Source organism: Kineococcus esterisolvens (assembly GCF_050871405.1).
Taxonomy (GTDB): Bacteria; Actinomycetota; Actinomycetes; order Actinomycetales; family Kineococcaceae; genus Kineococcus.
The window spans coordinates 1-20,235 of the sequence record NZ_JBJLRI010000045.1 but is presented as its reverse complement, the minus strand read 5'-3'; the positions used below and the strand labels follow the sequence as shown (position 1 = coordinate 20,235).

The 20,235-nt window shown below is 76.5% G+C and carries 18 protein-coding genes; all 18 read left to right on the top strand.

All coding sequences use genetic code 11. The features are described 5' to 3' along the window. The first annotated feature begins 322 nt into the window (after positions 1-322). The 18 genes from mraZ to ACRYR8_RS14035 all read left to right on the top strand — a co-directional run bounded on the left by mraZ (position 323) and on the right by ACRYR8_RS14035 (position 20,105). Positions 323-754 carry a division/cell wall cluster transcriptional repressor MraZ gene (gene mraZ / locus ACRYR8_RS14120; protein WP_432485179.1) on the top strand — a complete coding sequence of 144 codons (432 nt, stop codon included), beginning with the start codon at positions 323-325 and terminating at the stop codon, positions 752-754. Positions 755-985: 231 nt separating this feature from the next. After that, positions 986-2,074 (top strand): 16S rRNA (cytosine(1402)-N(4))-methyltransferase RsmH, encoded by a 1,089-nt coding sequence (gene rsmH / locus ACRYR8_RS14115; protein ID WP_432485195.1) that lies wholly within the window; start codon positions 986-988, stop codon positions 2,072-2,074. Beyond that, the gene (locus ACRYR8_RS14110; RefSeq protein ID WP_432485178.1) at positions 2,074-2,583 is read left to right on the top strand and encodes a cell division protein FtsL; all 510 of its coding nucleotides are present in this window, start codon (positions 2,074-2,076) and stop codon (positions 2,581-2,583) included. The genes rsmH and ACRYR8_RS14110 overlap by 1 nt, the downstream gene beginning before the upstream one ends. 33 nt (positions 2,584-2,616) lie before the next feature. Next, a complete protein-coding gene (locus ACRYR8_RS14105; RefSeq protein WP_432485176.1) occupies positions 2,617-4,455 on the top strand; it encodes a peptidoglycan D,D-transpeptidase FtsI family protein in 1,839 nt (612 codons plus the stop codon). A gap of 73 nt (positions 4,456-4,528) precedes the next feature. Further along, a complete protein-coding gene (locus ACRYR8_RS14100) occupies positions 4,529-6,127 on the top strand; it encodes a UDP-N-acetylmuramoyl-L-alanyl-D-glutamate--2,6-diaminopimelate ligase (protein ID WP_432485194.1) in 1,599 nt (532 codons plus the stop codon). Further along, complete coding sequence (locus tag ACRYR8_RS14095) at positions 6,124-7,557, top strand: UDP-N-acetylmuramoyl-tripeptide--D-alanyl-D-alanine ligase (protein ID WP_432485174.1); 1,434 nt, start codon at positions 6,124-6,126, stop codon at positions 7,555-7,557. Before ACRYR8_RS14100 ends, ACRYR8_RS14095 begins: the two co-directional genes overlap by 4 nt. Continuing rightward, positions 7,554-8,639 (top strand): phospho-N-acetylmuramoyl-pentapeptide-transferase, encoded by a 1,086-nt coding sequence (gene mraY / locus ACRYR8_RS14090; RefSeq protein ID WP_432485173.1) that lies wholly within the window; start codon positions 7,554-7,556, stop codon positions 8,637-8,639. Before ACRYR8_RS14095 ends, mraY begins: the two co-directional genes overlap by 4 nt. Further along, complete coding sequence (gene murD, locus ACRYR8_RS14085; RefSeq protein ID WP_432485172.1) at positions 8,636-10,261, top strand: UDP-N-acetylmuramoyl-L-alanine--D-glutamate ligase; 1,626 nt, start codon at positions 8,636-8,638, stop codon at positions 10,259-10,261. The genes mraY and murD overlap by 4 nt, the downstream gene beginning before the upstream one ends. Before the next feature lies 1 nt (position 10,262). Next, the gene (gene ftsW / locus ACRYR8_RS14080; protein WP_432485170.1) at positions 10,263-11,582 is read left to right on the top strand and encodes a putative lipid II flippase FtsW; all 1,320 of its coding nucleotides are present in this window, start codon (positions 10,263-10,265) and stop codon (positions 11,580-11,582) included. After that, positions 11,579-12,697: an undecaprenyldiphospho-muramoylpentapeptide beta-N-acetylglucosaminyltransferase gene (murG, locus tag ACRYR8_RS14075; protein WP_432485169.1), complete on the top strand. Its 1,119-nt coding sequence runs from the start codon at positions 11,579-11,581 to the stop codon at positions 12,695-12,697. The genes ftsW and murG overlap by 4 nt, the downstream gene beginning before the upstream one ends. Beyond that, complete coding sequence (gene murC / locus ACRYR8_RS14070; RefSeq protein WP_432485167.1) at positions 12,694-14,166, top strand: UDP-N-acetylmuramate--L-alanine ligase; 1,473 nt, start codon at positions 12,694-12,696, stop codon at positions 14,164-14,166. Before murG ends, murC begins: the two co-directional genes overlap by 4 nt. A 41-nt stretch (positions 14,167-14,207) precedes the next feature. Beyond that, complete coding sequence (locus tag ACRYR8_RS14065) at positions 14,208-15,125, top strand: cell division protein FtsQ/DivIB (RefSeq protein WP_432485165.1); 918 nt, start codon at positions 14,208-14,210, stop codon at positions 15,123-15,125. A 245-nt stretch (positions 15,126-15,370) separates the two neighbouring features. Beyond that, complete coding sequence (ftsZ, locus tag ACRYR8_RS14060; RefSeq protein WP_432485163.1) at positions 15,371-16,813, top strand: cell division protein FtsZ; 1,443 nt, start codon at positions 15,371-15,373, stop codon at positions 16,811-16,813. 58 nt (positions 16,814-16,871) lie between these two features. Continuing rightward, positions 16,872-17,600, top strand: coding sequence for a peptidoglycan editing factor PgeF (gene pgeF / locus ACRYR8_RS14055; RefSeq protein ID WP_432485162.1), 729 nt, complete (start codon positions 16,872-16,874; stop codon positions 17,598-17,600). Continuing rightward, the gene (locus ACRYR8_RS14050; RefSeq protein WP_432485161.1) at positions 17,597-18,346 is read left to right on the top strand and encodes a YggS family pyridoxal phosphate-dependent enzyme; all 750 of its coding nucleotides are present in this window, start codon (positions 17,597-17,599) and stop codon (positions 18,344-18,346) included. Before pgeF ends, ACRYR8_RS14050 begins: the two co-directional genes overlap by 4 nt. Before the next feature lie 72 nt (positions 18,347-18,418). Further along, positions 18,419-18,964, top strand: a complete 546-nt coding sequence (locus tag ACRYR8_RS14045) for a cell division protein SepF (protein ID WP_432485160.1) — start codon at positions 18,419-18,421, stop codon at positions 18,962-18,964. A gap of 81 nt (positions 18,965-19,045) precedes the next feature. Next, a complete protein-coding gene (locus tag ACRYR8_RS14040) occupies positions 19,046-19,348 on the top strand; it encodes a YggT family protein (protein ID WP_432485159.1) in 303 nt (100 codons plus the stop codon). A gap of 112 nt (positions 19,349-19,460) precedes the next feature. Beyond that, positions 19,461-20,105 carry a DivIVA domain-containing protein gene (locus ACRYR8_RS14035; RefSeq protein WP_432485158.1) on the top strand — a complete coding sequence of 215 codons (645 nt, stop codon included), beginning with the start codon at positions 19,461-19,463 and terminating at the stop codon, positions 20,103-20,105. Positions 20,106-20,235: the final 130 nt, after the last annotated feature.

Genomic DNA, 20,235 nt, shown 5'->3' with positions numbered 1-20,235 from the left:
GCCGGTGCCGCGCTCCTCGCCCGTCGCGCGCGGTCTCGCCGTCGCGACCCCCTCCACTCTGCCCCACGCCGGCGGGTGCCCGCCGCCGGGCGGCGCCCGCGGGGGCGGTCGACGGCCCCGTCGGGCGCACGGGGTCCCGGCCGGCGGCCGGTGGGGGGCGCCCCGGCCGCCCCACCGGGCTGCACCGCGCTGACCTGCGACGATGCGCCGACCATGCGATCACTGTCCGTCGTCTGACGTTGACCGTGGAGGAAAGTGGAGTACGGTGGAGGGGAGCGGCTCAGCAGGGGCCGCTCGGGACCGTCCGTCGGGGGTTGCGGCTGTGTTCCTGGGCACCTACACCCCCCGCCTGGACGACAAGGGGCGGCTGATCCTCCCGGCCAAGTACCGGGACCAGCTCTCCGACGGACTGGTGATCACCAAGGGGCAGGAGCGCTGCCTCTACCTCTTCCCCATGCAGGAGTTCGAGCGGATGCACGAGGAGCTGCGGCGGGCGCCGCTGACCCGCAAGGAGGCCCGCGACTACCTGCGGGTGTTCCTCTCGGGTGCCTCGGACGAGGTCCCCGACAAGCAGGGGCGCTTCACCATCCCGCCGATGCTGCGGACCTACGCCGGGCTCGAGCGCGACCTCGCCGTCACGGGCGTCGGGTCCCGGGTGGAGATCTGGGACCTGCCCACGTGGGAGTCCTACCTGGCCGGTGCCGAGCCCGCCTTCTCCGACCAGCGCGAGGAGGTCCTGCCCGGGGTCGTGTGACCCCGGCTCCCGGCGCACGCCGGGGGCGACCGTCGACCGCGGCCCCCAGCCGCTCCGGACCGGTCCTGACGCCTCTTCCCCGGCGCCAGGCACGGACCCCGCGAGCGGATGGGGACCGAGGCCGACGGCGGACGACGGCGACGCCGGCCCACCGGCCGGCGGGGGAGCGAGGTGGGAGCGTTGACCGAGGACGCGCAGGCCGCTGCGGTCGCGGCCCGCCACGCCTCGGTGATGCTCCGGCGCTGCACCGAGGTGCTCTCGCCCGCGCTGCAGCACCCGGGTGCCGTCTGCGTCGACGCCACCCTGGGCATGGGCGGGCACGCGGCCGAACTCCTCGCCCGCCACCCCGGACTGCGCCTCGTCGGCATCGACCGCGACCCGCTGGCCCTGGAACTCGCCGCCCGTCGGCTCGCGGGTTTCGGTGACCGCGTCACCCTCGTCCACGCGGTCCACGACGCCCTGCCCGAGGTCCTGGACGAGCTCGGCCTGCCGGCCGTCGACGCGGTGTTCTTCGACCTCGGGGTCTCCTCGTTCCAGCTCGACGAGGTGGAACGGGGTTTCTCCTACGCCCGCGACGCGCCCCTGGACATGCGCATGGACCCCGGTGCGCCGACCACCGCCGCGGACGTCCTGAACACCTACTCCCAGGCCGAGCTCGTGCGCGTCCTGCGGGAGTACGGCGAGGAGAGGTTCGCGCCGCGCATCGCGTCGGCGGTGGTCCGCGAGCGCGCCGCCGAACCCTTCACCGCCTCCGCCCGGCTGGTGGACCTGGTGCGCGCCAACGTCCCCGCCGCCACCCGCCGGACCGGCGGGAACCCCGCCAAGCGCACGTTCCAGGCGCTGCGCATCGAGGTCAACGACGAACTGCGCGTCGTGGAGCGGGCCCTGCCCGCCGCGTTCGAGCTGCTCGCCGACGACGGCCGCCTGGCGGTCCTGACGTTCCACTCCCTCGAGGACCGCATCGCCAAGAACGCGCTGCGCCGCCTGACGGAGAGCACCGCGCCGCCGGACCTGCCGTTCGTCCCGCCCGGTGCGGGACCTCGCGCGGAACTCCTCACCCGCGGTGGCGAGACGGCCGACGAGGAGGAGCTCGCGGCGAATCCCCGCGCCGCGTCGGCGCGCCTGCGCGCGGTGCGCAGGCTGCCCGGCGAGGATCGTCCGCGGCAGGAGCGGGACGCCCCCGGGCGGCCGGCTCGTCACCACCGCGAAACCCGGCGCCCCCGCGGGGCCGGCGGGTCCCGCGAGCGCACCGGTCGCAGGACCCCCGGGGGTTCGGCACCCGGAACGAGGAACGGCACGAACGACGGAAGGACCCGGTGATGAGCCAGCCCCTGATCGCGGCCCGGAAGGTTCCGGTCCGCGCTCGCGAGGCGCGCCCGGACACCGGGGGCAGGCCCGAGCTGCGGGTCGTCGTCCCGCCCGCCGTGCGGCGCCTGCGCCTGCCGCTGCCCGTGGCGTGCGTGGTGCTGCTGAGCCTGGGCCTGTTCGGCCTGCTGATGACCAACATCGCCATCGCCGGTGACGCCTACCGCATCACGGACCTGCAGGTCACCTCCCAGCGGCTCGCCGACCAGCAGCAGGCCGCGCAGGAGTCGCTGGCAGCGCAGTCCGCGCCCCAGGCGTTGGCGAGCCGGGCGGCCGAGCTCGGCATGGTCCCGGCGCCCGCGCCGGTGCACCTGACCGCGGACGGCGCGGTGGGGACGCCCACGGCGGCGCCCGAGCCGACGCCGGAGCCCGCGCAGACCACCGCCGAGGACGCCGCCGAGGACGCGGGCGCTGCGCCCGGCACCGCCTCGCCCGGCACCACCGCGCCCGCCGCGTCCCGCTGAACCCGTCGCCCGCCGACCCCGAGAGGCCCGCCCGTGCCCCGTCCGCCCGCCGCCCGCCGCCCGAGCGCGCCGGACGTACGCCCGGACCGCCGACTGCGCGCGTTCGTCATCACGGTGCTGGTGGCGCTGAGCCTGCTCGCCGGCCGGCTGGTGCAGCTGCAGGGGGCGGACGCCGCCGCCCTGGCCCAGGCGGCGCTGGACCAGCGGACCCACACCAGCGTCCTGTACGCCCAGCGCGGTGACGTCCTGGACGCCAACGGCGTGGTGCTGGCGACGTCGGTGGAGCGGCGCGACGTGGTGGCCGACCCCTCGATCCTCGCGAGCTTCAACACCCGCAGCGACGGATCGCCCCGCGACGAGGCGCTGCCGCAGGGCGCCGCCGGTGCGGCGCGGGTGCTGGCCCCGATCCTCGGCGTCGACGAGTCCGCGCTGACCGCGACCCTGACCGGTTCCGGCCCCGAGGACCGGTACGCGCTGGTCGCCGTGGGGATCACGCCCGAGCTGTGGCAGCGGGTCTCCGACGCCGGCGTCTCCGGCATCACCTCCCAGCGCACCTCCCAGCGCACCTACCCCAGCGGCAGCGCGGCCTCCACGCTGGTGGGCGTCCTGGGCACCAGCGAGACGCAGAACGGCGAGACGGTCGACCGCCCCCTCTCCGGGCTGGAGTACGCCGAGAACGACCTCCTGGCGGGTGTGGACGGCAAGGTGCGCTACGAGCGCAGCCTGGGTGGGCAGGAGATCCCGCTGGGCGAGAGCGAGACGATCGAACCGGTGGACGGCACCTCGCTGCACCTGACGATCGACTCGGACCTGCAGTGGAAGGCCGCCAGCGCCATCGCCGCGCAGGTGGAGGCGACCGGCGCGAAGTCCGGCACGGTCGTGGTGATGGACGCGCAGCAGCGGCTGCTGGCGCTGGCCAGTTCCCCCAGCATCGACCCGGCGGACCTGACCGACTTCACCAACGAGGAACTGAACAACACCGCCCTGACGGAGTCCTTCGAACCGGGCTCGACGGCGAAGGTCATCACGATGGCCGCCGCGCTGGAGGAGGGCACCTCCACGGCCGCGAGCCGGTTCACGGTGCCCGACGAGCTGAAGCGCTCCACGAAGGTGTTCCACGACTCCCACGCGCACCCCGACCAGAACCTCACGCTGGCGGGGATCCTGGCGGAGTCCAGCAACACCGGCACGATCCTGGCCGGTGAGGAGCTGAGCGCCGAGGTGCTCTACTCCTACCAGCGCGCTTTCGGCCTGGGCGAGACCACCGGCATGAACTTCCCGGGCGAGACCGGCGGCATCCTCGCCGAGCCGGAGGACTACTCCGGGACGCAGCGCTACACGGTGATGTTCGGGCAGGGCATGTCGGTCAACGCGGTGCAGGCCGCGTCGGTGTTCGCCACCATCGCGAACGACGGGGTCCGGGTGCAGCCGTCGCTCGTGGCGGGAACGTCCGACCCGGACGGCAACTACCGGGCCGCCGAGGCTCCCGCGAGCACCCGCGTGGTGAGTTCCACCACGGCGACCACGTTGCGGGACATGATGCAGGCGGTGGTCAGCGAGGAGGGCACCGCCGCCGCCGCCGACATCCCCGGCTACCTGGTGGCCGGCAAGACCGGTACCGCGCAGCGCTACGACATCGACTGCGGCTGCTACCGCGGGTACACCGCCTCGTTCATCGGCCTGGCCCCCGCGGACGACCCGCAGCTCGTGGTCGCGGTGATCCTGCAGGACCCCAAGACGAACTACTACGGGGGTTCGGCCGCCGGCCCGGTGTTCCGGGACGTCATGGGGTACGCCCTGCAGCAGCGCCGGATCGCCCCTTCCACCGCCGCTCCCGCCGGCCTGCCGCTGACGTGGGGCGCCGAGGGGTGAACCCCGTTCCCCGACACGCCCCGGGTGCGGTGCGGGGAGTTCTCCCGCGGACGGGTAACCTCCCAGGGTGCCGATGACCGACCGGCCGGGCGGCAGCGCTCGACGGCCCCTGACCCTCGCGGACGTGGCGGCGACCCTCGGCACCGCGGTGGACGTCCCCGGCGCCGCGGCGCCCGGCACCGCCGGTGAGCGGCCCGTGACCGGCGCGACCCTCGACTCCCGGCGGGTGGCGCCCGGGGACCTCTACGCCGCCCTGCCGGGCGCGAACGTCCACGGGGCGCGTTTCTCCGCGCAGGCGGCCGCGGCGGGTGCCTGCGCCGTCCTGACCGATCCCACCGGTGCCGCCGAAGCCGCAGCCTCGGGGCTTCCCGTGCTGGTCGTCGACGACCCCCGCGCCGTGCTGGGTGACCTCGCCGCCCGCGTGCACGGCCGCCCCGGTGAGCAGCTGGTCACCGTCGGCGTCACGGGCACCAACGGCAAGACCACCACGGCGTACCTGGTCGAGGGCCTGATGCGCGCCGCCGGGTGGACGACGGGTCTGCTGGGCACCGTGGAGACGCGCGTCGCGGGGCAGCGGGTGAGCAGCGTGCGCACCACGCCCGAAGCCCCGGACCTGCACGCCCTGCTGGCGCGGATGGTCGCCGCCGGCGTGCGCGGGTGCGCCCTGGAGGTCTCCAGCCACGCGCTGGCCCAGCACCGCGTCGACGGCCTCGTCGTGGACGTGGCGGTGTTCACGAACCTCAGCCAGGACCACCTGGACTTCCACGGCTCGATGGAGGAGTACTTCGCCGCGAAGGCGCGGCTGTTCACCCCCGCGCACGCCCGGCACGGCGTCGTCGCCGTGGACGACGACTGGGGGCGGCGCCTGGCCGCCGGGGCGGGCGTGCCGGTCACCACGGTGCGCACCGACGGCGCGGACCCGGCGGGTGCTGCGGACTGGGCCGTGCGGGACGTGCGCCCCGGCCGCGACGGCAGCTCCTTCCGCCTCGTGGCCGCCGACGGCGCGGAGCTGGCGCTGAGCTGCCCGCTGCCCGGGGCGTTCAACGTCGCCAACGCCGCCGTGGCCGCCGTGGCCGCGCTGCGCGCCGGGCTGGACGCCGGGCAGGTGGAGCGCGGGCTGGCCGCCGCCGAGGGCGTTCCCGGCCGGCTGGAGCGGGTGGCCACCGGGGGGAGCGGTGAGCCGCTCGTGGTCGTGGACTACGCGCACACCCCCGACGCGATCGAGCGGGTCCTGGGCGCGCTGCGGCCGCTGACCGCCGGCCGGCTGGTCGCCGTCCTTGGCGCCGGCGGGGACCGCGACCGCTCCAAGCGGCCGCTCATGGGTGCGGCCGCGGCCCGCGGCGCCGACCTGGTCGTCGTCACCGACGACAACCCCCGCTCCGAGGTTCCCGCCCAGGTGCGCGCGGCGGTGCTGGCCGGCACGGCCGGGGCCCGCGCCGAGGTGCTGGAGGTGCCGGACCGGCGCGCGGCGGTCGCCGCGGCCCTGGACCGCTGCTCCGGCGCGCAGGACACGGTGCTGCTGGCCGGCAAGGGGCACGAGACGGGCCAGGAGACCGCGGGTGTCGTCGTCCCGTTCGACGACCGGGTCGTGGCGGCCGAGGAGCTGCGGCGTCGGGCCTGGTCGCCCGTGGGCGCCGGTACGAGCACGAGTTCAGCTGGAGGTGTGTCGTGATCGCGCTGACCGCGGCGGAGGTGGCGGAGCTGGCCGGTGGCCGGCTCGTCGCCGGTGCCGCGAGCACCGTCGTGGGCGGGCCGGTGGTGGTGGACTCCCGCCGGGCCGCGCCCGGGGCGCTCTTCGTGGCGCTGCCCGGCGCCCGTGTCGACGGTGCCGAGCACGCCGCCGCCGCGGTCGCCGCGGGGGCGGTGCTCGTCCTGGCCCAGCGTGCCGTGGACGTGCCCGACGGCACCGCCGTGGTCCGGGTAGACGACGGTGTGGCGGCGCTGGGCCGGCTGGCCGCGGGCGTCCTGCAGCGGCTGCGCGCGGCCGGCGGCGGCCCGCGCGTGGTGGGCGTGACCGGCTCGGCCGGCAAGACGACCACCAAGGACCTGCTGGCGGCGGTGCTCGCACCGCTGGGCCCGGTCGTCGCCCCGCAGGGCAGCTTCAACAACGAGATCGGCGTGCCGCTGACGGTGCTGCGCGCCGACGCCGGCACGGCCGCGCTGGTCGTGGAGATGGGCGCGCGCGGCGTCGGGCACATCGCCGCGCTGTGCGAGCTGGCGCGGCCCGCGACCGGGGTCGTCCTGAACGTCGGTGCCGCGCACGCCGGGGAGTTCGGCTCGCTGGAGGCCACGGTCGCCGCCAAGGGCGAGCTGGTGGAGGCGCTGCCGGCCGACGGGCTGGCCGTCCTGAACGCCGACGACGCCCGCGTGGCGGGGATGGCCCCGCGAACCCGCGCCCGCGTGCTGACCTTCGGGCTCGGTGCCGGTGCGGACGTGCGCGCGGACGACGTCCGCACCGACGAGCTGGCCCGTCCCGTCTTCACGCTGCGCGCCGGCGAGCAGGCGGCGCAGGTGCACCTGCGCCTGCACGGCGAGCACCAGGTGTCCAACGCCCTGGCGGCCGCGGCCGCGGGGCTCGGCCTGGGCGTGCCGCTGCACGACGTCGCCGCTGCGCTGTCGGGCGCCGAGGCCGCCAGCGGCGGGCGCATGCAGGTCGTGCAGCGACCCGACGGCGTGACCGTCGTGCACGACGCCTACAACGCCAACCCCGACTCGGTGCGCGCGGCCCTGAAGGCCCTGGTGGGCATGTCCGGCGGCCGGCGCACCTGGGCGGTGCTGGGGGAGATGCTGGAGCTGGGCGCGGCCTCGCGCGACGAGCACGACGCGATCGGCCGCTTCGCGGTGCGCCTGGACGTCTCCAAGCTGCTGGTCGTGGGCTCCGGGGCCCGTCCGGTGTACACCGGGGCGGTCATGGAGGGTTCCTGGGGCGAGGAGGCCGCCTTCGCCGCCGACGTCGCCGAGGCCCGCGAGGTCCTCGACGAGCAGCTGCGCCCGGGCGACGTGGTCCTCGTCAAGGCGTCCAACGGCGCCGGGCTGGGGGCCCTGGCCGAATCGCTGATCGCCGGCGGGCGACCGGCCGGTGCGCCGGGGGCGGGCGCGTGAGGGCCGTCCTGGTCGCGGGGGCCGTCTCCCTCGTGGTGGCGCTGTTCGGCACGCCCCTGTACATCCGTTGGCTGGTGCGCCGCGGCTACGGGCAGTTCGTCCGCGACGACGGGCCCACCAGCCACCACACCAAGCGCGGCACCCCCACGATGGGCGGCGCCGTCATCATCCTCGGTGCGCTGCTGGCCTACGGCGCCGCGCACCTGTTCACCGGCACCCCGGTGACGGCCTCCGGCCTGCTCGTGCTGCTGCTCATGGCGGGGCTGGGCGTCGTCGGCTTCCTCGACGACTTCCTGAAGATCTCCCGCAAGCAGAGCCTGGGGCTGCGTGCGCGCTCCAAGCTCGCCGGGCAGGGGCTCGTCGGCGTCCTGTTCGCGGTGCTGGCGCTGCAGTTCCCCGACGAGGACGGCCTGACGCCGGCGTCGACGAACATCTCCTTCCTGCGCGACACCGCCCTCGACCTGGCGTTCCTGGGCGCCGCGGTGGGCACCGTGCTGTTCGTGGTGTGGGCGCTGCTCATCACCTCGGCCGTCAGCAACGGCGTGAACCTCACCGACGGCCTGGACGGGCTGGCGACCGGGGCCACGACGCTGGTGCTGGCCGCGTACGTGCTGATCTGCACGTTCCAGTCCAACCAGAACTGCTACTCGCTGCCGCAGTTCGAGCCGCGCTGCTACGAGGTGCGCGACCCGCGCGACCTCGCGGTCGTGGCCGCCGCCGTCATGGGGGCCTGCTTCGGGTTCCTGTGGTGGAACGCCTCCCCGGCGAAGATCTTCATGGGGGACACCGGGTCCCTGGCGCTGGGTGGTGCGCTGGCCGGCCTGGCGATCCTCTCGCGCACGCAGCTGCTGCTGGTGCTGCTCGGCGGGCTGTTCGTCATCATCACGCTCTCGGTGATCATCCAGGTCGGCTCGTTCAAGATGACCGGCAAGCGGGTGTTCCGGATGGCGCCGCTGCAGCACCACTTCGAGCTCGCCGGGTGGGGCGAGGTCACCATCGTCATCAGGTTCTGGATCATCGCGGGGTTGTTCGTGTCGCTCGGTCTGGGAGTCTTCTACGCGCAGTGGGTGGTCGGGGCGTGAGCGCCGCGAGCAACGTGCTGGACGGCTGGCTGGGCAACCCCGCCCCGCGCGCCGCCGACACCGACCGGGTCCGCGCGCTGCGGCACGCCGGCTCCGGGTGGTCGGGCCTGCGCATCCTCGTGGCGGGCATCGGGACCTCCGGGTTCGCCGCGGCCGACGCGCTGCTGGAGGCCGGTGCCGAGGTCACCGTCGTCGACGCCGGCACCGGCGAGGCCCAGCGCGAGAAGGGGGCCCTGCTGGAGGTGCTGGGAGCCGCGGTCCTGCTCGGCCCGCAGCACGTGCAGGGGCCCCCGCAGCCCTGGGCCGCCTACGACCTCGTCGTCACCTCGCCGGGCTGGCGACCGGACGCGCCCCTGCTGGTCGGTGCGGCGCTGGCCGGGGTGCCCGTCTGGGGCGAGGTCGAGCTGGGCTGGCGGATGCGGCCCGACCCCGCCTCCGGAGCGCTCGTGGCACCGTGGCTGACCCTGACGGGCACCAACGGCAAGACGACCACGGTGGAGCTGACCGCCTCGATCCTGCGCGCCGCGGGCCTGCGGGCCGGCGCCGCGGGGAACGTGGGCACCCCCCTCGTGGAGGCTCTGCGCCACCCGGAGGCGTTCGAGGTGCTGGCCGTGGAGCTGTCCAGCTACCAGCTGCACTGGCTGTCCACCGACACTGAGGCGTCGCTGCGGCCCCTGGCCAGCGCGGTGCTCAACCTGGCCCCCGACCACCTGGACTGGCACGGCTCCGTGGACGCCTACGCGCGCGCCAAGGGCCGCGTCTACGAGAACACCGAGCGGGCGTGCGTCTACAACGCCGCCGACCCGCGCACCGAGGAGCTCGTGCGCGAGGCGGAGGTCGTGGAGGGCGCGCGGGCGATCGGCTTCACCCGGCAGGCCCCGCGCGTGGGGATGCTCGGCGTCGTGGAGGACGTGCTGGCCGACCGGGCGTTCGTGGAGCAGCGGCGCACCAGCGCCGCCGAGCTGTGCTCGTTCGCCGACCTGCGCCCGGCCGGCTCCGACGCGCCGGTGGCGCCGCACACCGTGGACAACGTCCTGGCCGCGGCGGCCCTGGCCCGCGCGCACGGCGTCCCGCAGGTCGCGGTGCGCGACGGCGTGCGGTCCTTCACCCCCGCCCCGCACCGGGTGCAGACCGTCGCCGAAACCGGCGGCGTGCGCTGGGTCGACGACTCCAAGGCCACCAACGCGCACGCCGCCCAGGCGTCGCTGCACGCCTTCGAGCGCGTCGTGTGGGTCGCCGGCGGCCTGGCCAAGGGCGCGAGGTTCGACGACCTCGTCGAGCGCACCGCGGGGCGTCTGCGGGCCGCGGTGCTCATCGGCGCAGACCGTGCGCTGCTGCGCGAGGCGCTGGACCGACACGCCCCCGACGTCCCCGTCGTGGAGGTGGACCTCACCCACACTGGCGCCGTGCCGCCCAGTCCCGACTCCACGGCCGCCGAGCGCGACGCCTCCGCCGCGGCCCTCATGGACGCCGTCGTCGAGCGCGCGGCCGCCCTGGCGCGCCCCGGCGACACGGTGCTGCTGGCCCCGGCGTGCGCGTCGATGGACCAGTTCGTCTCCTACGCCCACCGCGGTGACGCCTTCGCCGCGGCCGTGCGCCGCCGCAGCGACCGGGAGGGCTGAGGTGGCGCTGAACACCACCGCCCGGACCGGCGCCCGACCCGCCGCCCGCCCCGATGGGTCCCGGGAGGCCTGGCGGCGCCCGGCGTGGCTGGAGACCACCGGTGAGTGGGCACGCGACCGGCTGCGGCTGCTGGACTCCCCGCTGGCCACCCACCACGTCCTGCTGGCCACGACCGCCCTGCTCGTCGTGATCGGCCTGGTCATGGTGCTGTCCAGCTCCAGCGTGGAGTCCCTCCAGGACAACGGCTCCCAGTTCACCTACTTCAAGAAGCAGGCCACGTTCGCCGTGCTGGGTGGTGCGGTCCTCGTCGTGGCCAGCCGCGTGCCCGCCGCTGCGTGGCGGCGCCTGGCCCTGCCTGCGCTGCTGGGTGCCGCCCTGCTCCAGCTGCTGGTGTTCGTGCCCGGCGTGGGCATCGCCGTCGGTGGCAACCGGAACTGGATCGAGCTGGGACCCATCTCCGGCCAGCCGTCCGAGGCCGCGAAGGTCGCGCTGGTGCTGGCCTGCGCCCTGGCCCTCACCCGCAAGTACGACCGGCTGCACGAGCCGTCGCAGCTGATCGGCGCGCTGCTGCCGTCCGTGGCCGCCACGGTCGGCCTGGTCCTGCTGGCGCGCGACCTCGGCACCGCCATGGTCATGATGTTCATGGTCGCGGCGATGCTGTGGACCGCGGGCGTGCCCGTGAAGTTCTTCGCCCTGACCGGTGGTGCCGCCGCCCTGCTCGCCACGGCGCTCGTCGTCACCAGCGACAACCGGATGCGTCGCGTGGAGGACTGGCTGTTCGGCTCGGCGACCTCCGGCGTGGAGATCCAGGGGGCCCGCTGGCAGCCCGTGCAGGGTCAGTACGCCCTGGCCTCCGGCGGCTGGTGGGGCCTGGGGCTGGGCGCCAGCCGCGAGAAGTGGCAGTGGCTGCCCGAGGCCCACAACGACTACATCTTCGCGATCATCGGTGAGGAGCTGGGCCTGCCCGGCACCCTCGTCGTGCTGGTGCTCTTCGCGGTGCTGGCGCTGGCGGCGCTGCGGCTGGTGCGCCGGTCCGCGGACCTGTTCACCAAGATCGCCGTCACCGGCTTCGCCGCGTGGATGCTCGGCCAGGCCTGCCTGAACATCGGCGTCGTCCTGGGCGTCCTGCCCGTCATCGGCGTGCCGCTGCCGCTCATCTCGTACGGCGGCACCGCCCTGGTCGCCGGCCTGCTCGGCGTGGGGATCCTGCTGTCCTTCGCCCGCGCCGAGCCCGGCGCCCCGGAGGCGCTGCGGGCGCGCGAGTCCGTCGTCGCCCGTTCCCTGGCCGTGCTGCCCCGACGCCCGAGGAGGTCCCGGTGAACGTCCTGCTCGCCGGCGGTGGCACCGCCGGCCACGTCGCCCCCCTGCTGGCCACCGCCGACCGGCTGCGCCGGCGCGACGCGTCGGCGGGTCTGCTGGTGCTCGGCACCGAGGAGGGCCTGGAGTCCCGGCTGGTGCCCGAGCGCGGGTACCGGCTGGCGCCGGTGCCGCGCGTGCCCCTGCCGCGGCGGCCGTCGGCCGACCTGCTGCGCCTGCCCGGCAGGTTGCGCGCCGCCGTGGCCGCCGCGCACCGCGCGATCGAGGAGGTCGGCGCGGACGTCGTGGTGGGCTTCGGCGGGTACGTCGCCACCCCGGCCTACCTGGCGGCCCGCCGCGCCGGCGTGCCCGTGGTCGTGCACGAGCAGAACTCCCTGCCCGGCATCGCCAACCGCCTCGGAGCGCGCTGGGCGCGGCACGTGGCGGTCACCTTCCCCGGCACCCCGCTGCCCCGTGCGGTCCACACCGGCATGCCGCTGCGCAGCGAGATCACCGACCTCGCCCGCGCCGCCGACCGCACCGCGCTGCGCCGGCGCGCCCGCGAGAGCCTGGGGCTGGACGCCGACGCCCCGGTGCTGCTGGTCACGGGCGGCTCCCTGGGCGCCCAGCGGCTCAACGAGGCGCTGGGCGCCGCGGCGCCGGCCCTGCTGGCCGCCGGAGCGCAGGTGCTGCACGCCAGCGGACGCGGCAAGCAGGTCCCGCTGCCGTCGGGCACCGACCCCGCCCGCTACCTCGTGCGCCCCTACCTCGACGACATGGGCACCGCCTACGCCGCAGCCGACCTGGTGGTGTGCCGCAGCGGTGCCGGGACGGTGAGCGAGCTGACCGCGCTGGGCCTGCCCGCGGTGTACGTGCCGCTGCCCATCGGCAACGGCGAGCAGCGCCGCAACGCCGAGAGCGTCGTCGCCGCCGGCGGCGGCCTCCTCGTGCCCGACGGCGAGTTCGACGCCTCCTGCGTGCGCGAGCGCATCCTGCCCCTGCTCGCCGACCCGGCAGCCCTCACCGCGGCCGCCGCCGCCGCGGCCGCGTTCGGGGTCCTGGACGGGGACGAGCGCCTGGCGGCCCTCGTCGCCCAGGCCGCCGGCGAGCTCCCCGCCGGGGCGGGGGGGACGGCGTGAGCGGCGCGGGCGCCGCACCCGTGCCCGTGGGCGAGCTCGGCCGCGTGCACCTCCTCGGCGTCGGCGGTGTCGGCATGTCCGGCATCGCCCGGCTGCTGCTGGCCCGCGGGGTGACGGTCTCGGGCAGCGACGCCGCCGAGTCCGAGGGGCTGCGCCGCCTGGCCGAGCTGGGTGCTCGGGTGGCCGTGGGGCACGACGAGGCGCACCTGGGCGACCTCGGGCCGGGGGACACCCTCGTGGTCAGCTCCGCGGTGCGCGCGGGCAACCCCGAGCTCCTCGCGGCCCGCGAGCGCGGGCTGCGGGTGCTGCACCGCTCCGAGGCCCTGGCCGCGCTCATGGTCGGGCGCCGCGGCGTGGCCGTGGCGGGTACGCACGGGAAGACCACGACGTCCTCGATGCTGGCCGCGGCGCTGCTCGAGGCCGGGATGGACCCGGGCTACGCCATCGGCGGGGAGCTGACCGGTGGCAGCGACGGGGGAGCACGGGACGGTTCCGGCCCGTTCGTGGCCGAGGCCGACGAGTCCGACGGCTCCTTCCGCGCCTACGCCCCCGTGCTGGACGTCGTGACGAACGTCGAGCCCGACCACCTCGACCACTACGGCACCGCCGAGGCGGTCGCGCTCGCCTTCGAGGAGTTCGTGCAGCGCCTGCAGCCGGGCGGCGTGCTCGTCGCCTGCGCGGACGACGCCGGCTCGGTCCGCCTGGCCGAGTTCGCCCGGCAGGCCGGCGTCAGGGTGCGCACCTACGGCACGCACCCCGACGCGGACGTGCGGCTCTCCGACGTCGACGTGTCCGGTCCCCGGCCGACCGCGCTGGTGCACGTGGACGCCGACGTCGACGCGGGGGCCGACGAGCACGCCCTGCCCGTGCAGCTCGCGGTGCCGGGGCTGCACAACCTGCGCAACGCGGCGGGCGCCTTCGCCGCTGCGCTGGAGCTGGGCGCGGACCCCGCCCCGGTGCTGCGCGGGCTGGCGCGCTTCGGCGGCGCCCGCCGCCGCTTCGAGCACCGCGGTGAGGCCGGTGGCGTGCGCGTCGTGGACGACTACGCCCACCACCCCACGGAGGTCGAGGCTCTGCTGCGCGCTGCGCGCCCGGTGGCCGGCGGTGGCCGCGTCGTGGTGGCGTTCCAGCCGCACCTGGTGAGCCGGACCAGGACGTTCGCCGCCGAGTTCGGCCGGGTCCTGGCCCTGGCGGACGACGTGGTGGTGCTGGACGTGTACGTGGCCCGGGAGGACCCCGACCCGGCCGTGACCGGTGCCCTCGTGGCCCGCGCGGTGCCGCTGCCCGCCGGCGCGGTGACGTTCGTGCCCGACCGGGACGGTGCCGCGCGGGTCGTCGTGGAGCGGCTGCGCCCCGGGGACCTGCTGCTGACGGTGGGGGCGGGCGACGTGACCCGGTTGGGGCCGCAGGTGCTGGAGCTGCTGGCGCAGCGGGGGGCGCCCGGCGGCGCCGGGGCGGAGCGGCCGTGACCCGGCCCACCCGGCCCCGCCGGCCCCCGTCGCCACCACCGGTGCCCGCACCCGCGGCCCGCACGCCGCAGCAGCGGCCGGGCGGCAGCGCCCAGCGCCGCCGGGCGGTGCGGGCTGCGGCCCCGCCGCCCGCGGTCCGACCGGCGCGCGGCGCGGCCCGCAGCGACGCTCGTGCGCGTGCGGGTGCGCGCGCCGGTGGCTCGCGCTCCGGCGGGGCCCGCGTCGCGGACCTGAGCGCCCGCCTGGGCCGGCGGCGGCCGCTGCCGCGGCCGGGCCGCCGGGCCGCGCTGGTCGCCGCGGTGCTGGCGGTGGTCCTCGCGGCGCTGGCCTGGCTCGCCCTGGGCTCGCCGTGGCTGCGGGTGCAGCAGGTGCGCGTCTCCGGCGCCGAGCGCACCGACCCCGAGCGGGTGCTCGCCCTCGTCGGCGCGCAGCGCGGCGAGCCCCTCGCCGCGGTGGACACCCGGGAGCTGTCGCAGCGGGTGGGGCAGGCGCTGCCGCTGGTGGAGTCGGTGGACGTGCTGCGGTCCTGGCCCTCCACCCTGGTGGTGCGGCTGGACGAGCGCGACGCGGTGGCGGCGGTGCCCTCGACCTCGGGCGGCGTCGACCTGGTGGACGCCGACGCCCGCGTGCTGCAGCACGCGGAGAGCGCGCCGGCGGGTGTCCCGCTCCTCAGCGTCGACGTGGACAGCGCCCGGCCGGGCGCGCTGCGCGCAGCGCTGGCGGTCAACGGCTCGCTGCCGGCCGAGGTGCGCTCGCGCGTCGCCTCGATCACCGCCGAGAGCCCCGACTCCGTGCGGCTGCAACTGCTGGAAGGGCCCGAGGTGGTGTGGGGCGACGCCGGCCGGCCCGAGCGCAAGGGCCAGGTCCTGCTGCGGCTGCTGCAGGAGGAGGAGGTCGCGCGGGCGGCTCTGGTCGACGTCTCGGCGCCCGACGCGCCGGCGGTCCGCTCGGCTCCCTGAGGCGGCGCGGGGCCGCTCGGGCGCCGCACGGGTGGACCTGGGCCGAACGGGTGGTTGTCCCCTCCGGGCGGTGTGGCAGCGCGACACGCCGGGGCGGCAGTTGCACGTGAGCCCCGTCGCTCCCTACGGTCACCCACCAACAGGAAATGACATAACGTTAACCCTCTACCTGAGGGTCAGCGTTTCACCGGGAACGGCTCACCGGACCCGGGTGGCATCGGCGAAAGAGGCGAGAGGCACTCGACGTGGCAGCTCCGCAGAACTACCTAGCGGTCATCAAGGTCGTCGGCGTCGGCGGCGGCGGGGTGAACGCGGTCAACCGGATGATCGAGGTCGGCCTCAAGGGCGTCGAGTTCATCGCCGTCAACACCGACGCGCAGGCGCTGCTCATGAGCGACGCGGACGTCAAGCTCGACGTCGGCCGCGAGCTCACCCGCGGCCTAGGCGCCGGCGCGGACCCCGAGGTCGGCCGCAAGGCCGCCGAGGACCACGCCGAGGAGATCGAGGAGGTGCTCAAGGGCGCCGACATGGTCTTCGTCACCGCCGGCGAGGGGGGTGGCACCGGGACCGGCGGCGCGCCGGTCGTGGCCCGCATCGCCCGCTCGCTGGGCGCCCTGACCATCGGCGTGGTCACCCGCCCCTTCACCTTCGAGGGCCGCCGGCGCGCCAACTCCGCCGAGTCCGGCATCGCCGAGCTGCGCGACGAGGTCGACACCCTCATCGTCATCCCCAACGACCGGCTGCTGTCCATCAGCGACAAGCAGGTCAGCATCCTGGACGCCTTCAAGTCCGCCGACCAGGTCCTGCTGTCCGGTGTGCAGGGCATCACCGACCTCATCACCACGCCGGGCCTGATCAACCTGGACTTCGCCGACGTCAAGTCGGTCATGCAGGGCGCCGGCAGCGCCCTGATGGGCATCGGCTCGGCCCGTGGCGACGACCGCGCCGTGCAGGCCGCCGAGAGCGCGATCTCTTCGCCGCTGCTGGAGGCCAGCATCGACGGCGCGCACGGGGTCCTGCTGTCCATCCAGGGCGGCTCCGACCTCGGCCTGTACGAGATCAACGAGGCCGCCCGGCTGGTGCAGGAGGCCGCGCACCCCGAGGCCAACATCATCTTCGGCGCCGTCATCGACGACGCCCTCGGTGACGAGGTCCGCGTCACCGTCATCGCCGCCGGCTTCGACAGCGGCAGCCCCGTGCGCTCGCGCGCGGAGCGCACGGCGGGCCAGGTGCCCGGCCGGGCGCCTGGCGGCGCCGCCGTCCCGCCGCGCGCCCCGCGACCCGAGCCGTGGCAGCAGCAGGCCCCCATCGCCCCGGCGCAGCACACGCCGCAGCACCAGGCGCCGCAGCACCAGGCGCCGCAGCACCAGGCGCCCCCGCAGCCGGCCCAGCAGCCGCAGTACGCCGCCCCGCAGTACGCCCAGCACGCTCCGCAGCAGCAGGCCCCGCAGCAGCCCGCGCAGCAGCAGCCGACTGCGCAGTACGCGCCCCAGCAGCCCGCTCACCAGCAGGCCCCTCAGCCGGCGCAGCAGCAGCCGGTCCAGCACCAGCCGCAGCTGGTGCCGGGTGAGGACCCGGTGCAGGTGCCGCGGATCATCGAGCTGCCCAACGACACCGCCGGGGTGCGCCGGCCGGGCCGCCCGCGGCCCGAGGAGGACGACCTCGACGTGCCCGACTTCCTCAAGTGACGCTCTCCCGGCTCGTCCCCGTCCCGGGCCGGTGCCGGGGGCGGCGGGTGCCGCTCGCGTGAGCCCCGCGCACGTCCCGCTGCTGGACGCCGGCCTGCCGGCCGGCGTCCGCGGCGGGTTCACCACCCGGTCGGGCGCCGGGGGCCGGGGGCCCTTCGCGGGTCTCAACCTCGGTGACCACGTCGGTGACGACCCCGCGCGCGTCGCCGCCCACCGCGCCGCCCTGCGCGCGACCGTGGGGGCCGAGGCCCTCGTGGTGCCCGTGCAGGTCCACGGCGCGGACGTCGTCGAGGTGGACGACGTCCCCTCGTCCGGCCCGCCGCGCGCCGACGCCCTGCTGACCCGGCGCCGCGGGCTGGCCCTGGCCGTCGTGGTGGCCGACTGCGTCCCGGTGCTCCTCGCCGACCCGGGGGCCGGGGTGGTGGCCGTGGCCCACGCCGGCCGGGCCGGGCTGGTCGCGGGCGTGGTCCCCGCCGTGGTCGCCGCGATGCGGTCGGCGGGCGCCCGTGACGTGCGCGCGGCGCTGGGCCCCGCCGTGTGCGGCGGCTGCTACGAGGTGCCTGAGCAGGTGGCCGACGACGTGACCCGCGTCGTGCCGGCCGCGCGGGCCACCACGCGCCGCGGCACGCCGGCGGTCGACGTGGCGGCCGGTGTGCTCGCGCAGCTCTCCGCGGCCGGCGTGCGCGCCTCGGGCCCCGGGCCGTGCACCGTCGAGCGCGCCGACCTCTTCTCCTACCGCCGCGAGGGCGTCACGGGCCGCAGCGCCGGTGTCGTCGTGCTGGCGTGAGCTCCGCCGCACCGGGTGGGGAGCCCGGCCCCCGGCGCGCCGCCGAGCTCGGCGCGCGGCTCGAGCTGCTGCGCGGCCGGGTGACCGCGGCGGCCGCCGCGGCGGGCCGCGACCCCGCGGAGCTGACCGTCGTGGTGGTGACGAAGTTCTTCCCCGCCGCCGACGTGCGCGCCCTGGCCGACCTGGGGGTGCGCGACGTGGGCGAGAGCCGGGACCAGGAGGCCGCGGCCAAGGCGGCTGAGCTGGCGCCGGAGCACCCCGCCCTGCGCTGGCACTTCGTCGGGCAGCTGCAGACGAACAAGTGCCGCTCCGTCGCCCGCTACGCCGCCGCGGTGCACTCGGTGGACCGCCCCCGGCTCGTCGCCGCGCTCGCCGCGGGGGCGACGGCGGCGGGCCGTGAGCTGGACTGCTTCGTCCAGGTCGACCTGGCCCGCGAGCTGGGGGAGGACGCCGACCCCGCCCGCGGGGGCGCCGCGGGTGACGACGTGCTGCGCGTGGCGGACGCGGTGGCCTCCGCCGGGCCGCTGCGGCTGGCCGGGCTGATGGCCGTGGCCCCGCGCGGGCAGGACCCGCAGCGCGCCTTCGCCGCGCTGGTGCGCGCGGCCGGGCGGGTGCGTGCCGGGCACCCGGGGGCGGTGCACCTGTCGGCGGGCATGAGCGGCGACCTGGAGGCCGCGGTGGCCGCCGGGGCGACACACCTGCGTGTCGGGAGCGCGGTCCTGGGCACGCGTCCGGCCGCGCGGTAACGTCGCCGACGCCCCGGCGCCCGGCGCCGCGGCGAGACACCCCACGACCGGACCCCACCCGAGGAGACTGCGATGGCCGGCGCACTGCGCAACGCGATGGTCTACCTCGGCCTCGCCGAGGATGACCGCTACGCCGAGGAGCAGGAGGCCGAGCCCGCTCGCGAGCGGGTGGAGGCCGTGCGGGGAGCGCACCCGGCGCCCCGGCACGAGTCGCGGTCCGAGGCGCGTGCGGTCGATCCCACTCCGGTCGCGGAGCGCCGCGCGGAGACCACCGGTCAGGTGACCCCGATCAGGAGGCAGGTGGCGCACGTGGTGCCGCAGGTCAGCAGCGCTCCGGAGCTGCACAGGATCACGACGATCCACCCGCGCACGTACAACGAGGCCAAGACGATCGGCGAGAGCTTCCGCGACGGCGTCCCGGTCATCATGAACCTCACCGACATGTCCGACGGCGACGCCAAGCGCCTCGTGGACTTCTCCGCCGGTCTCGTCTTCGGTCTGCACGGCTCGATCGAGCGCGTGACGAACAAGGTCTTCCTGCTGTCGCCGCAGAACGTCGAGGTGGCCTCGCAGGAGGAGGAGCGCCCCGCCGAGCGGACGTTCTTCAACCAGTCCTGACCGCCTGGGCGCTCGCTGTGAGCGCCCCGCGACCGGGTGAGTCCGGGCTCGCGGACGCCCCGGGTCGTGCAGGATGGTCGCGTGGCCTTCGTCTTCTCGCTCCTGCAGCTGCTCGTCCTCCTCTTCTTCCTGTGCCTGATCGCCCGCCTCGTGCTCGACTGGGTGCAGGCCCTGTCGCGCGAGTGGCGGCCGCGGGGCGCCGTGCTGGTGGGTGCCGAGGCCGTGTACACGGTCACGGACCCGCCCCTGAAGGTCTTGCGGCGCGTCCTGCCGCCGTTGCGGCTCGGGGCGGTCCAGCTCGACCTGGCGTTCCTCGTGCTGGCGATCCTGTGCTCCATCCTCATGTCGGTCTTCAGCGCGCTGAGCGTCTCCGCGGCGGGCTGATCGCCACGGCCCGGCCGGGACCGGGCGACCACGTCGGGTCCCGGGCCGTGTCCGCTACGGTGTCGCCTGGTGCGCCGTCCGGCCGGGGCGGCCGTCGACAGAGGTGAGCCCCATGCCGCTGAGCCCGGAAGACGTCGTCGAGAAGCGCTTCAACCCCACGCGGGTGCGTGAGGGGTACGCGCAGGACGAGGTGGACGACTTCCTGGACGAGGTCGTCGCCGAGCTGCGCCGGCTCAACGCGGAGAACGACGAGCTGCGCTCGCAGTTGCAGCAGTGCCGCGCGCGGGTCGCCGAGCTGTCCGGTGAGGAGGTCCCGGAGGTCCCGATCGCCGCGTCCGACGGTGCCCCACGGGTCGCTGCCGAGGCCGCGGGCGGTGCGGCGGCGGTCGCTGCGGGGCCGTCCCCGGCCGCCGTCGCGGGACCGGCGGGGGCCGATCCCTCCGCCCAGGCCGCCGGTGTGATCGCCCTGGCCCAGCGGGTGCACGACGAGTACGTGCGCGAGGGCGAGCAGCAGCGCGACGCCCTCCTGGCCGCGGCGCGCGAACGCGCCGAGCGGACCGTGACCGAGGCGGAGGCGCAGCGCGACCGCACCCTGGAGGAGCTGCAGGGCCGCCGCCGGCAGCTGGAGGAGGCCATCGCTCAGCTGCACGGGCGGGAGAGCACCTACCGCGAGCACCTGGAGTCCTTCATGACCGCTCAGTTGGAGGAGCTGCGCCGTGCCGGGCGCGTCGTCCCGGACGACGCCGTCGCTCGCTGAGCGCACTGCGCCCCGCCGTGGGGGGGGGGGGGGGGGGGGGGGGGGGGGGGGGGGGGGGGGGGGGGGGGGGGGGGGGGGGGGGGGGGGGGGGGGGGGGGGGGGGGGGGGGGGGGGGGGGGGGGGGGGGGGG